At 52.0% G+C, this 13,889-nt stretch carries 9 protein-coding genes; 5 read left to right on the top strand and 4 right to left on the bottom strand.

The window, feature by feature from the left end; all coding sequences use genetic code 11:
* Positions 1 to 59: 59 nt before the first annotated feature.
* The 4 genes from BM123_RS19040 to BM123_RS19025 all read right to left on the bottom strand — a co-directional run bounded on the left by BM123_RS19040 (position 60) and on the right by BM123_RS19025 (position 4,438).
* Positions 60 to 620: a DJ-1/PfpI family protein gene (locus tag BM123_RS19040; protein WP_090171867.1), complete on the bottom strand. Its 561-nt coding sequence runs from the start codon at positions 618 to 620 to the stop codon at positions 60 to 62.
* Between the two features lie 104 nt (positions 621 to 724).
* Entirely contained in the window at positions 725 to 1,861 is a 1,137-nt protein-coding gene (gene recF / locus BM123_RS19035) for a DNA replication/repair protein RecF (protein ID WP_090171865.1), read from the bottom strand.
* Between the two features lie 116 nt (positions 1,862 to 1,977).
* Positions 1,978 to 2,799, bottom strand: coding sequence for a 2,3,4,5-tetrahydropyridine-2,6-dicarboxylate N-succinyltransferase (locus tag BM123_RS19030; RefSeq protein ID WP_090171863.1), 822 nt, complete (start codon positions 2,797 to 2,799; stop codon positions 1,978 to 1,980).
* A gap of 205 nt (positions 2,800 to 3,004) precedes the next feature.
* A complete protein-coding gene (locus BM123_RS19025) occupies positions 3,005 to 4,438 on the bottom strand; it encodes a hypothetical protein (protein WP_090171861.1) in 1,434 nt (477 codons plus the stop codon).
* A gap of 200 nt (positions 4,439 to 4,638) precedes the next feature.
* On the opposite strand from BM123_RS19025, the gene BM123_RS19020 reads away from it, so the two are divergent.
* The 5 genes from BM123_RS19020 to BM123_RS19000 all read left to right on the top strand — a co-directional run bounded on the left by BM123_RS19020 (position 4,639) and on the right by BM123_RS19000 (position 13,599).
* Complete coding sequence (locus BM123_RS19020; RefSeq protein WP_175489467.1) at positions 4,639 to 7,617, top strand: DUF7619 domain-containing protein; 2,979 nt, start codon at positions 4,639 to 4,641, stop codon at positions 7,615 to 7,617.
* A gap of 561 nt (positions 7,618 to 8,178) precedes the next feature.
* Positions 8,179 to 8,604 (top strand): OmpA family protein, encoded by a 426-nt coding sequence (locus BM123_RS19015; protein WP_090171857.1) that lies wholly within the window; start codon positions 8,179 to 8,181, stop codon positions 8,602 to 8,604.
* A 434-nt stretch (positions 8,605 to 9,038) separates the two neighbouring features.
* Positions 9,039 to 10,667: a DUF1800 domain-containing protein gene (locus tag BM123_RS19010; protein WP_090171855.1), complete on the top strand. Its 1,629-nt coding sequence runs from the start codon at positions 9,039 to 9,041 to the stop codon at positions 10,665 to 10,667.
* Between the two features lie 16 nt (positions 10,668 to 10,683).
* Entirely contained in the window at positions 10,684 to 12,621 is a 1,938-nt protein-coding gene (locus BM123_RS19005; protein WP_175489466.1) for a DUF1501 domain-containing protein, read from the top strand.
* A 45-nt stretch (positions 12,622 to 12,666) separates the two neighbouring features.
* Entirely contained in the window at positions 12,667 to 13,599 is a 933-nt protein-coding gene (locus tag BM123_RS19000) for a SlyX family protein (RefSeq protein WP_139211958.1), read from the top strand.
* Positions 13,600 to 13,889 lie beyond the last annotated feature (290 nt).

Genomic DNA, 13,889 nt, shown 5'->3' with positions numbered 1-13,889 from the left:
TGCGCTACGCTTCGGAAAATGGACGCTTCGAGGACCATCACTCCGGGCAGACTTGACCATTAGCGTCCAAGATAATTCATGCTTTTACGGATGGCTTCGGCGGCTTGCACGCCCGCTAGTTGCTGGCAGAGATACAGCCCCAGGTCAAGCGAAGAGGCGACGGCACCAGCGGTAATCACCGCGCCGTCGTCCACAATTCTTTCCCGGACGACTTCGCGGCAGAAAGGCGCCAGGGTTTCGTATTCATTGAAGTGGGTAGTGGCCCGGTGCCCCTTCAGGAAACCAGCCGCGCCCAGAAGTAGTGCACCGGAGCAGATAGAAGCTTTTTTGGGCACTTCTTCCGCCGTCGCCAGCCACTGCAGGAAGGCTGAGTCAGTTTGCAGGCTGCGGGTGCCGAAGCCGCCGGGAACGATGATCATATCGTAAGCGGATAGATCAGGGGCAACGAGATCAACCGTTATTTCCAGCCCGAAGGAGTCTTGGATGCTGGGCATCATGGCGCAAAGGTCCCAACTAAAGTCGGGCAGGTGATGCTGAGCGCGCAGGCGGCAGAGCGGATCGTAAATGCCGATGAAATCCAGCAGGGTGATACCGTCGAAAAGGATGTAGGCGACTTTCATAATGATGTTTTTTGGGCACTTTGGCAAGCTCAGCAGGGGGCGCGGACGCAGGTGCAATGAGCCCCTGCCCTCGGCTATCGCCTCGGTCCCCAAAGGGGAAGGGATTAAACAGCAGTGGAATCTTCTTCCTGTTCGATCTTCCCTTCGGCGACGAGGAAGCGCTTCCAGTCAGTAGCGTCCTTACCGTCAATGAGCGCCGTTACCCGTTCCGGGTCGGTGTCCGTAATGAAGACCTGCCCGAAGGCAGAGCTCAGTACCAGCTCGAGGAGCTGGCGGACGCGGTCGCGATCGAGCTTGTCAAAGATATCGTCCAGCAACAGAATGGGCGGCCGACGGGTGCCCCGCTCCAGTAGTCGGTACTGCGCCAGCTTGAGGGAGAGGACGAACGACTTGAGCTGTCCCTGGCTGGCGACCCGGCGCAGGGGATGACCGTCCTGCGTAAACACCAGATCGTCCCGGTGGATGCCGGCGGTGGTACGTTGCAGAACGCGGTCCTTCTCGCGTCGCTCGGCCATCAGCTCTAGCCAGGGAGTATCGTGCAGCTGGCTCTTGTAGGTGATGGCCACGCTTTCCCGCTCACCGCTGATGGCGGCGTAGGCTTCGGTGAGCAATTCTGTGAAGGGGCCGATGAAAGCCTGGCGTTTTTCCAGGATATAGGCTACGGGCGCTTGCATCTGCTGATCGTAGATGTCCAGCAGGCCGGTCGTGTCTTTTCGGCCATCGAGCTCTTTGAGCAGGGCGTTGCGGTTAGCGAGGAGTTTGTTATAAGCCACGAGGTGGCTGAGGTAAACGGGGTCGGTCTGACTGAGGCTATTGTCCAGCAGCCGCCGTCGAATCTCGCTGCCTTCCAGCACCAGGCGGCTATCGTCCGGTACGATGATGACAACGGGGTAGCGGCCAACGTGCTCCGTGAGTCGCTCATAGGCCGTCCCGTTGCGCTCGATGATTTTCCGTTTCCGCTTCTGTATTTTGATGACGATGCGGTCCTTTTCCGACTTAGCATCCTCTGCGTCAAAACCAAAGAGCCCCTCCAGCCGGCTCCCGTCATCGCCGTGTCTCACGGCATATTGGTCCGGAGAGCTGTTGTAGCTCTTGCCCATACAGAGGTAGTATACCGCTTCCAGGAGGTTCGTTTTTCCCGCCCCGTTAGCCCCCACGAAACAGTTCAGCCGTGGGCTGAGCGTCAGCCGCTGGAACTCGTAGTTCTTGAACTGGGTGAGGATGAGGGAGGTGAGATGCATGGACGCGCAAGGTACGGACTGGCGGGTATCTGCACCCTCCGGCTGCGGAAAAATGCTGCATCCGGAGGGTGCAGATACCCCCAAACCTTGCACCTGCGTGCTGCGCCCTGAAAACCTTACACGGCTACATCATGCTCCCGCAGCGCTGCGTTCAGGCTCGTCTTCTTATCCGTACTTTCTTTGCGCTGTCCGATGATGAGTGCACAGCTTACCTGATAATCGCCCGCCGGGAATTTCTTGGTATAGGTGCCGGGAATGACGACTGAGCGCGGCGGCACGTAGCCCCGGTGGGTAACTGGCTCGCTGCCCGTCACGTCAATGATGTGGGTGCTCTGCGTGAGGACCACGTTAGCGCCCAAAACAGCTTCTTTGCCAACGCGGACACCCTCCACTACGATGCAACGGGAGCCGATGAAACAGTCATCTTCAATAATGGTAGGTGTTGCCTGCAGTGGCTCCAGTACGCCACCGATACCAACGCCTCCGCTCAGGTGAACGTTGCGGCCAATCTGCCCGCAGCTACCGACCGTTGCCCAGGTGTCTACCATGGTGCCGCTGCCAACCCAGGCGCCGATGTTGACGTAGCTGGGCATCATGATGACACCTTTTTCCAGATACGCACCATAGCGCGCGATGGCGTGAGGCACGACCCGTACGCCCTGGCTGGCGTAATCCTTTTTGAGCGCCATCTTGTCGTGAAACTCAAAGGGCCCTACTTCGATGGTTTCCATCTTACGAATGGGGAAGTAGAGCACCACGGCTTTCTTGATCCATTCGTTGGCTTGCCATCCGCTGCCGTCAGCCTTGGGTTCTGCCACCCGCAGGCGACCTTTATCCAATTCTTCGATAACGGCGTTAATGGCTTCCTGGGTGTGGGCTTCTTTGAGCAGCTCGCGTTGGTCCCAGGCGGCTTCGATGATGGCTTGTACGTCTTTCATGCTGTAATTTTTTTGGGGAAGCGAAGGTAGTTTGTAGCGCCGACTTTAGTCGGCGTATCGTTGAAATTGGTACGACATTTTACGGGCTAATGATTGGTTGATTTACTATGCGTCAAGCCGGGTAAGGGAGCGAAGCGACCCTTACCGGGTAAAAGGATTACTGAAAAGAGTAGGTACACGATCCGGGAGTCCTTGGCCGTCGGCACTACAAACCAAATTCATCAATCTGCTCCAGCAGCCATTTTTTATCACTAAGCGGGCTGGTAGCCTCTACTTTTTTCCGGAGAGCGGCCAATTTACCCTTCCGTCCCGGACCGATGCGGCTAAGCTGACGGGTCAGCCGGGCTATGTTATTGAAGTTGTCCCGGTGAAGATCGGAAAGTTCCTTACGGCGGATATAGGTCGTCATACTGTCGATCTGGCTGTCCAGTGCATCGTACTCATCCAGTTCGTAATAGATTTTCAGCAGGAGCGTCTTGGCCAGCAGGTTGTAGACCGGGTGCTTAAAGTCTACCTGAACAAGAAGCGGCATGATGGTGTCGTAGTCCTTTTGCTCGTAACCCAGGCGGGCCCGGGCGAAGCGTTCTGTGTTTTCCCGCACGTCTTCTTCCAGCTGATGGGTGTAGGTCTCGATAAAGCCAGCCGTCCAATCGTATTCTTTCAGTTTAATGGCGTTGGATACTATATTAAGGTAGGTCGTGCGGGTCATCTGCCCGTGCTTGGCGATAACGTCCTGTTCCAGACCGAGACGATACCACTCGAAAGACTCCCGGACATATGCTTCCTGCCCGAGGTTCATGTTGGAAATACAGATGTTGATGGCCATCAGGAATACGTAGCGACGGTCGATGGCGGTCAGGGAGTCACCATGCGTAGATACGGTGTCCCGCAGTAAGCTAATATTTTCTCCTTGCTCATCCGCTTCCGTGAAACCCCGATAGATGTAGAAGTAAATGGCCAGCGCCGGATATTTATCCAGGTCGAAGCGGCGGACGTATTCGAGCACCTCATCCAGAAAGTGAACATCAAACTCTTCGCGGTATACCCGCGCATGGAAGAGCATGTTACAGCTCACCTTGAGCTTTTCGATGAGGTAGGAAAGATCCAGCGAATCGGCAATCTCCTGAAACCGTGGCTTTTCCAATAGCTGATGATACACCCGGTATTCGTCGTACTCCAGTTCCAGCTGATACTGGCTCCGATGGAAAGTCTCGTTGCGGATGGTTGCCCGTTCCTGTAGCTGCCTGGCTTTACGGATGCTTCGCTGCGTAGCGGAAAGCAAGCCCCGCTGCCGCAGGCCGGAAATGAGCGAAAGCTGCGGGTTGATGGCCCGGCCATTCCAGTGTTCGTAGGCGATAAAAGCTTCCGTTGCTTTCAGCGCCCAGTGGAAGGTTTGTCGCAATCGGGCATCGTCAAAGTCTTCTCCGGGGAAAATCCGCTTCCAGATGCGCGTTTTAGTGAGTGCAGACGTTTTATAAAGGCGGTCATCATTCCCCGTGAGGTAGGCGTGTAGCGCGCGAACGTCCTCTCTTTGGTTGTGCGTTGGTCCGTCCAGCCATTTACCTAACCGTCGGCCATCTGACTTGTCAAATGACTGATAAAGGGAAATAAGGGGATTTTTTTCAACGGTGCTAGACATGTTTGTTCAACAAATTTTTCAGGATCGTTACTTTATTTTGACCAGTATTTATAAGGCTTTGAGGCAAAAAAAGGTGTTCTGACATGAAACAAAAATACGCTATTTTTTTCAACAAACCGCTGATAGTGTTCTTGGTGAGGGCGCTTTGCCGCCCCACCTTTGTAAGGCAATCAACGGATAGCGACCTGAAAATACTTCTAATGAAACAGCGACCCACAGTTATGGCCTTTGGTCGTCGGTGCCGCCGCGCGGTACTGGCTCTGGCCTTGCTTTGTCTCTGTTTTACCGTAAGTGGTCAGGGTTTTGAAAAATCGTTTGGCGGTCCCAAGCAAGACTTCGGTCGGGCAGTACTGCAAACTAACGACCACGGTTATGCCGAGGTGGGCAGTTCGCAGGGTGAATTGGGGGACGACAATGACTTTGACATTTTTGTAGTCCGCACCGATGTTGACGGTACACTTGTTTGGTCTCGTCGCTACGACGAAGGCTTCATTGAGCAGGGAGAAGATGTGATCGAGACGCCAGATGGTGGCTTCTTCATTATCGGGCACCGGCAGGAAACCGTTGACTCTCCGGATGAGACTTATCTCCTAAAGCTTAGTCGCAAAGGAGACCTGGTCTTCAGCCGTTCCTACGGCGAAGGAGGTATTGATGAGCGCGGCCGCCAAATTATCCGCATACCGGACGGAGGTTATCTCCTTACCGGTTACCGGAAAAAAGAAGACGGTACTGGCAATGACATCCTGGTCATCAGAATTGATGACGAAGGGCAGTTAGTCTGGCGCACACTCCTTGGCGGAGAAGGTAACAACGAAGGCGTTGGTACGATTGTAACCCCTGCGGGTGACTTCATCGTCGGCGCTAACGTGGAAGATCCAAGACGGGTTGATTTCGACATCGCTCTTTACGGACTTTCCGCTGACGGAACGCCGACCTGGTCGCGCACCTTCGGCACGGACACCGAGAATGAACAAATAGAAGATATCATTCGCACTTCTGACGACAACCTGGTTTTCGTCGGTTCTACGAATAATTTCAATAAAGCCTTAATCGGCAAAACTGATCTCAACGGAGAGCAGCTATGGTACCGGGAATTTGACGCTTCTACGTTCGACGATGAACTGAACGGCGTGATCGAAGAAGACGGTGGTGAAAGCCTCGTCGCCGTTGGTCAAACAACTCCCGGAGCCGCCAACTTTGACGTATTGATGCTGAAGGTAAACGCTACCGACGGCCAACCGATCTGGCAGCGCCGCCTTGGCGACGAAGAATCTACGGATATCGGCGAATCCCTCGCACCAACCACTGACGGTGGTTATGCGCTGGCCGCTTATACCTCAAGAATCTCCGGCGTACTGGGCAACGAAATGACGCTGTTCAAAACGGATGACCTCGGTGACCTGCAGACCAACTACCTCCGGGGAAAGGTCTACTACCCGGCGGACAATGACTGTGGCCCCTTCCAGGAAGGTGACCTCGGGCTTGCCGGCTGGCTGATACAGGCAGAAAGCGAAACGGCCACCTTCTTTGGCAGTACCGACTCACTCGGCAACTATGACCTGCGGGTAGACCGCGGAGAATACGAACTGAGTCTGCTGCGCAAGAATGACCGTTGGAACCTCTGTGAACCTGACCCGCTAACGGTTGATCTCACGGCTCCTTACGACAGTAACTTCCATGATTTTGCGCTTCAACCCGCCATTGACTGTCCGTTGCTGGAAGTAGCCCTCAGCGCCACCCCCGCCATCCAGTGTGATACCCAATTGATAACGATCAATTACGGTAACTCCGGGTCGGACATCGCCACCGGGGCCAGCGTCGAACTTACCCTCGACGAACATCTGACTTTCCTCAACGCCAGCCCCGCGCCGGCCAACCAGGACGGACAGGAACTGGTCTTCGACGTCGGTGACCTCGCCCCGGGTACGGAAGGCACCATCACCCTGACCGCCCGCGTCGCTTGCAGCGACATCACGGAAGGGCAGGCCCTGAGCAGCCAGGCAACGATCTTCCCGATCCTCAACTGCGCTCCGGTAAGTGATGATTGGGACCGCTCCAGCATCGTCGTAACCAGCCGTTGTGACCGGCTCGAAGGAATTTCCTTCACCATCACTAACGCCGGTTCCGGCCCCATGACGACCACCAACAGCTACGTTGTGGTGGAAGACATCATCCTCAACACGCGTGGAGATTTCATGCTCGATGTGGATGAATCAATCGAAGTAAACGTCAACCTCCCCGAGGGAGACGTCAGTACCTACCGCCTCATCGCCGAACAATCGGAGGGGCACCCCGGCAGCCTTTTTCCTACAGCAGTAGTGGAAGGATGCCAAACCGAAGGCAGCAGTGCTTTCACAACGGGCTTCGTTGCCCAGTTCTCCGATAACGACGGAGATCTTTTCCTTGACATTTTAACCCAAGAAGTTGTTGCTCTGGATGATAGCGCCCCTATTCAACTGACGGCCTACCCCCGTGGCTATCAGGACTCAATTATAATCCCCAAAACTGACATTGAATACACCGTATTCTTCGCTATACCAGACAACAACACTTTTGAACGCGTGGTCATCCGAGACACCTTACCCGAGCAGTTGGAATTCAACAGCCTGGAGATGGGGGCCTCGAGTCATCCCTATGATTTCGTCCTTTACCAGGGCGGCATCCTGAAGATCACGTTTGATTCAATCCGAATTTTTTCAGGCGGCGGCACGGGGGAAGCTGACGCGGTTACCCGATCGGGCTATGTCTCATACCGACTGTCCCAAAAACCGAATAATATAACGGGTACCGTAATCAGAAATCGTGCTGCCGTTTATTTTGACTACCAGTCGCCGGCCTTCGCTCAAGAAGTGCGCCACGTGGTTGGGTGTGACGATCTCCTCAGCGAGAACTGTCTGCTCAGCTCTGACCGCAACTTGCCAGAAGCAACCGGTGTTGCCATAACGGTGAGTCCTAATCCACTAAGTGATCGTACAACGGTACGCATCACGGGCTGGGAAGCACCAAATACGAAGTTCAATTTTTCTCTCTTTGACGCTGCTGGCCGCAAGGTCTTTCAGCAACACTTCAACGGGAATCAATTTGAGCTCATTCGGCCCTCCATTCCCGCGGGCACTTACTTCTATGAAGTAACCGGCGGTGGATATAAGACAGGAGCTGGCCGGATCGTCATAAACTAAAATATCCCAACCGAATTGAGCGTTAGGATGTTATAAAAATATAGTCGTGGTTTTTACACCCGGCAAAGAACTTTTTTAGGTCGTCTTTTTTTTCATGAGATTATGATTGTTTGTGCCTGAGCGCTTCGCGCTCGGGCTTTTTTTTGCCCTGTAGGCTCGTGTTTATACGGGGTTGCGAGGTTTTGGGGCGCTACACGCAGGTGCAGAAGAAGGGACGAGGAGCAAGGGGTGGTAGACCTAACATCCCTTTCTTTAAACGGAGTAAGCAGCGTGGGTGAAAAAACCAGCTGAAGAGCTGTTTAGCGCCTTTTTTGGGTTGTTAACAAAACTTTAGCAGTGGTTGAATGCAGGTCGCTTCGCGACGCTATAAGGTCCTTACAATTCGGCTCAAGGGACCTGAGAGGGCCCCGGCCAAACGATTCTATTTTTTTACTTCTGCCATTTTCTTCAAAAAAGCCTTCGTTGTGTAGCTGCATTTGACTTTAACGGGCTGATTGTCAGAAGCATCCAACTTTTAGGGGGTTGTTTTAGTTGATTGACTTAGCTAACCAATTGAAACCTATGCTTCGCACCTTGCTCTTCTTGACGTTCCTTTGCACCTGCGTTTGCGCCCAGGCCCAAAACACCATTTCCCCAACGGATCAGGACTATCAGATCAGCATCTTCTTCGGAGGCGGAAGCTACTATATCGATCAGGAGCAGGCGACCCGCCTGCGGGATTTTCTGGATGGTATCCCTGATATTAAAGGCTACGAAGTAGAGGTGCAGGGGCATACTGATGATATCGGGAATCGAGACTATAATCTTCGCTTATCGGACTACCGGACCCGCTCCGTGAAAGAACGGCTTATTGCCTATCCCGTACCGGAAGGAGCGATACATTTGTTACCACTCGGCGAGGATTCGCCGAGTTTTGATAACGCCACCTGGAAAGGGAAACTGAGTAACCGCCGGGTGGACATTATTTTTCGCCGGGTGGTAATTTGAGGGCTATCTGTTTCAGGTTTTATTCTTCGCGTCAGGCAATTGTCCCTGGGCTTTTTTTAAAAATGTGCTTGTCACCCTCTTTTATTTTCTTAAAAAATGAAAAGGCGTACTATATTACGCCACCGTTCAGATCAGCATTAGTTGATTTTGAGTGTCTGTTTAATAGTTCTCTCATTTCTACACATAAAAGTAAACCTGCATTATTCGTGTAAACTAAGTGTTCATAAGCTAGCTATCTGACCTCAGGTAGTCTTGTTTTTATTTTTTTCTTCAGACCCCGAAATGACCGGACGAACTCGTATGGAATTTACTCAGGCTTAAACGGCCTTACGGTAAATTGTAATTACAGGTATGTCCAGTGTCAAGGTTTTTCCTTCAATTCTATTGAGTTTTAGTTTGCACCACTTCAATCATCCGTTAAAAAAAACTACTCTATGGCTTCTATCAGTCCCTATAATGGGACACTAAATGCTCGCTTAGCAGCTCACCTGCTTCGTAGGTCATGTTTACGGTATACCCGTTGGCAAATAGACCTACTTACGGGGATGCCCACGTCGGATGCCCTCGACGTTTTATTACAAGCTCCGTTGCCATTGACGGTTCCCGCGCCGATTGATCCTAATACCGGACAAGAGTGGATTGGCGTGGTGGATAATACAGCTGCCAGCCCCCGGGGATCCGGGCGGCATTACATCTGTGGTTGGTGGTTTAATGAAGCTATTCAGGATGAGACCGTCAATCACCGGATGATGCTGTTTCTTCATAACACCTTTACTACGAGTCATACCAAAGGTGCCGCCCGGCATGGTGAAAACTTCTTTGACTATCTGTCTCTGTTGCGTCACTTCGCTATGGGTAATTTCCGGGATTTTGCCGTCAAGATGACCCTCAACAATCATATGTTGATTTATCTCGACAACAACCTCAGCACCCGGGCATCTCAAAATGAAAACTACGGACGTGAGTTCCTGGAACTCTTTACCATAGGCAAAGAAAATCTATCTGGAGCAGCGAATTATACGGAGGATGACGTCATCCAGGCCGCCCGGGTTTTCTCCGGCTTTAAAGTCGCGCCAAGAACGAGTGCCTACATCGATCCTGATACAGGTATCCACAGCGGTCGGGCTCTTTTCAATTATCATAGCCTGGGAGATAAGACATTCAGCGCAGCTTTTGACGGGCAGACAATCACTGGTGCAACTAACCAGGCAGGAATGCTCGGTGAGTTAAACGACTTCGTGGATATGGTATTCGCCAAGCGGGAAACAGCAAGGTTCTTCTGCCGGCGGATGTATCGCTTCTTCGTACGGCCCACCATTACGGCAGAAGTTGAACAGGACATTATCGAGCCACTGGCCGATACTTTTATCGCCAACAACTTTGAAATGATGCCAGTGCTGCGACAGCTGTTGCATAGCGAGCACTTTTTTGATTTAGATGATGCTGACGGGGCAGATGAAACCATCGGGAGTATCATTAAATCTCCTCTGGATCTGCTTTGCCACTCGGTTAGTTTTTTCAAAGTAGATCTACCCGATCAGGTTACGGACCCGACCAGTTTTTACAGGAACTTCTGGCTGGGGGGGATAAGAAACGTTTACTTACAGGCCTCCGGACTGGAAATATTTGCCCCCGACTCCGTAGCTGGCTATCAGGCCTATTATCAGGACCCAACCTACGATAAGAGTTGGTTTGTCTCCAGCACTATCGTCTCCCGTTACAAGCTAGGAGAGATGCTGGTAACGGGCCGCAGGGTACTTTCACCTGGTTCGCTTGGTGGCGTTAAGCTCGACAGTGTTGCTTATCTGGAGAGTGAAATATCGTCGCCGAAACAAGCAGGCGTCATCATGGATGAATTATTGCCCTACCTTTTTCCAGAGGCGCCATCTGGCAACCGACGAGGTTATTTCCTGCATGATATTTTTCTGGAAGGGCTCAGTGCCATCAACTGGAGAATAGAATGGGAAACATATGAAGCGGGCGGATCAGACGCGGACGTACGCATCCCGATCGATCAACTCATCCAGGTACTACTGCGTGCACCTGAATTCCAATTGCTCTAGCCCAAAAGAAAAAAACATGAAAAGGAGAAATTTTCTCAAACTTGCTGCACCCGTCCCTTTGTTGCTGAACGCGGTGCCGGTAAAAGCCTTTGAATCTTTGGGTCTGTTGCAGGCGCTGGATTGTGGAGACGTTCAAAACCGTTGCCTGGTCGTTATTCAAATGCGGGGCGGTAATGACGGGCTTAATACCATTATTCCTATTGCGAGCTACGATACATATGCTGGCTTACGGCCGACGATCAAGGTGCCGCAAACAGGCCCCGGGGCTTACATTACGCTGGATTCTACTTTGCCTGCCGCTGATCAGATTGGCTTAAACCCCGGTATGACGGCAATCAAAAGCCTCTACGACCAGGGCAAAGCGACCATCATTCAAGGCGTTGGCTACCCAACGCACAACAGGTCTCACTTCAAGTCTACAGACCTGATGCTGACGGGTGGAGACGGCCAACCGGCTAACTTCAGTATCCCTGACGGCTGGATGGGCCGCTACCTGAAATACAATTATCCGGAAGCAATTGGTACGCCTTCACCGATCATGCCTGATCCCGTGGGTATCCAGCTGGGTAATAAGAAACCCTCGCTTGGCTTCCACTCGCTGGAAGAGCATGCACTGGCGATTAACCTTAGTGGTCAGGATCCTGCAGGCTTCTTTACCCTGGTTTCTCAGGTTGGCCTTGATCCGATTGCTAACATTCCGGATTCTCATTACGGCAAAAAGCTGGAATACATTGCAGCGGTTGAAAAGGACAGTGAGGTATATGCCGAGCGCATATCCCGCGTCTTCAATAATGGCAGAAACAGTATCGCTGCCAACTACCCGGATACTTACCTGGCCAACCAGTTGAAAACCGTCGCCCGCTTGCTTAATGGCGGTAGCAAGACCAAAATATTCCTGGTGGATATGACGGGCTTCGATACGCACGTAAACCAGATTGGAACAGACCCCGGAGAAGGCAATCATTTCAATCTTCTCGAAATGCTATCCGAAGGGGTAAAAGCTTTTCAGGACGATCTGTCGGCCATGGCGATTGATGATCGGGTAATGACGGTCACCTTCTCCGAATTCGGTCGGAAAGCCACCGAAAACGCTAACCGTGGAACGGATCATGGAACGCTTAGCTCCATGATGGTATTCGGTAAACATCTGGATGGCGGAGTCCGGGGTACGAACCTGGACCTGACCACACTCGATAATGGAGCACCGCTTAACCGGCAACACGATTACCGGGAAGTGTTTACGGAACTACTGCACAAGTGGCTGGGAGCTGATGATGGCGCCTTAACCGCTGCTGGTTTCCTACCCTTTAAAAATAGCGGTATCGATTTGGTGGCACCCACTCAGGTGGCTGATCCCACCTGTGCGCCGCTACCGGAAACGGGTAATGGACTGGGTGACCCCTCCCAGCCCCACGTATTCAATATGGCCGTTCCGATTGCCGGAGCAGTTTTACCATTGGATGAGCCCCTGGTGGAAATCACGGACTGTAATTACGTCACTCTGGCACCTGGTTTTGTAGCTCCTGAAGGCAGTAATGTGCTCATCTTCCCTGGGGATTGCGACATCGTCTCCCCGCTTAGTAAGCAGGCCATTGCAGCGTCTGTTGCAGACGAAGTAGCTATTCCACAGGACGAATTCGATCAGCTGAAGATCGATCGAAAAGGACAAAACCTGCAGCTGGAGGCACTCGAAGCTTACCCCAACCCCTTTATCGACCATCTGAACGTCAGCTTCCGTCTGGAAGAGGAGCAGAAAAAGGTGCAAATGGCACTGGTTGATTCGCAGGGAAGGGTAGTAGACTTCTCCATCGCTCACAGTTTCTACCGAGACAATTACTACACTTTCCGCCTTAATACTAACCGCCTGAAGGGTGGGACCTACTTCGCTCTGGTGCGTACAGAGAAGGGTTCCAGTGCTTTTCAGGTCATCAAAAACACAAATAACTCCTTCTAGCACTTGCTGATGGAGCTTACTAAAGCAAAAGAAAAATTTTCAGTTATGAAAAAGTATACCTTTTTACTATTGTCCTGCTTACTGGTAGTAAGTATGACCACCCTCTCCGCCCAACAATGGGATGGGCCCGATAATACCGTTAATAGTATTTACCGGACGGGAAGAGTTGGCATCGGAGTCACTAGCCCATTACAGTCCCTCCACCTCAGTGGTAACCTTCGCTTAGAAGGTACTACCATTTTGTTCGGGAACAATCTTCGGCTAACCAAGAATGGTACTACCGGTCTTGGTCTCCGTTCGGATCATCCGTCTAACTCTCAACTCGTTCTCCGGGACAGTCTCAATCAGGCACTAGGCAGACTCATAGGGTATCGTACAACTATTGGAGACATTATGGCATTACGGGATAGCGAGAATAAGAACTTTGTAATGAACTATAATACTGCGAACTATAAGTTTACCTCCCTCCTGGTTAATAACAAGAGTATTCTGTCGGCTCGCCTGTATGACGAAGGTACTCCAGAAGAAACCCGTCGGGTAGGGGTAGGAACCTCCAGCCCCCGTCGTAACCTGGACGTTCGCGGCAGTGCCATCGTTGACCACCTCTACGTCGGGACCAACTCCGCAGGAGGCTTTGACACTGATGAGTATAAAATGTTTGTTGACGGCAAAGCAGCCTTCGAGGAAGTACGGGTTCAGTTGAGCCAGAACTGGGGCGATTATGTTTTTGCTCCTGAATACGAACTGCGCTCACTGGCAGACTTACGGGCCTACATCGAGGCATACGGTCACCTTCCGAACATTCCCTCTGCGGCAGAAATGGAGGACGGGATGGAAGTATCTGATATCGTTCACCGGCAGATGGTTACCATCGAAGAATTGACGCTCTATACGCTGCAACAGCAAAAGGAAATTGATGAGCTTAAAGCTCAGGTTCAGGAACTGATGAAGGTCGTGAAGGCCACCGCCGAGAAGTAAGAATAACTACCTCTTGTTTTACAATAACTGGATACCCTCGATCAGTGCACTGGTCGAGGGTTTTATTGTGGAGGAGTTTGTCCTGAAAACCACAGCTCCCTTCAACCTTCCTTGCACCTGCGGCCGCGCCCTGTGTTAGTCTGTAGTTTGTAGTCTGTTGAATGGTAGACGGTAGAATGGTAAAATCTACCTTTTTGGACCTCCTCATAAAAGTGGACAGTAGCTTCTGATTAGGCTGCCGGATTAGATTTCATTTTTGCTTCATAAGCTTGACGGACGGTGAGTCCTTT

Source organism: Neolewinella agarilytica, from assembly GCF_900110645.1.
In the GTDB taxonomy this organism is placed as follows: Bacteria; Bacteroidota; Bacteroidia; order Chitinophagales; family Saprospiraceae; genus Neolewinella; species Neolewinella agarilytica.
Note: the sequence above shows the minus strand (reverse complement) of the source record. Positions and strands in the feature narration are given on the sequence as shown.

Excerpts from the sequence above, each read along its gene's own strand:
- BM123_RS19040 (WP_090171867.1), bottom strand. The coding sequence starts at position 620 with ATGAAAGTCGCCTACATCCTTTTCGACGGTATCACCCTGCTGGATTTC.
- recF (WP_090171865.1), bottom strand. The coding sequence starts at position 1,861 with ATGCATCTCACCTCCCTCATCCTCACCCAGTTCAAGAACTACGAGTTC.
- BM123_RS19030 (WP_090171863.1), bottom strand. The coding sequence starts at position 2,799 with ATGAAAGACGTACAAGCCATCATCGAAGCCGCCTGGGACCAACGCGAG.
- BM123_RS19025 (WP_090171861.1), bottom strand. The coding sequence starts at position 4,438 with ATGTCTAGCACCGTTGAAAAAAATCCCCTTATTTCCCTTTATCAGTCA.
- BM123_RS19020 (WP_175489467.1), top strand. The coding sequence starts at position 4,639 with ATGAAACAGCGACCCACAGTTATGGCCTTTGGTCGTCGGTGCCGCCGC.
- BM123_RS19015 (WP_090171857.1), top strand. The coding sequence starts at position 8,179 with ATGCTTCGCACCTTGCTCTTCTTGACGTTCCTTTGCACCTGCGTTTGC.
- BM123_RS19010 (WP_090171855.1), top strand. The coding sequence starts at position 9,039 with ATGGCTTCTATCAGTCCCTATAATGGGACACTAAATGCTCGCTTAGCA.
- BM123_RS19005 (WP_175489466.1), top strand. The coding sequence starts at position 10,684 with ATGAAAAGGAGAAATTTTCTCAAACTTGCTGCACCCGTCCCTTTGTTG.
- BM123_RS19000 (WP_139211958.1), top strand. The coding sequence starts at position 12,667 with ATGAAAAAGTATACCTTTTTACTATTGTCCTGCTTACTGGTAGTAAGT.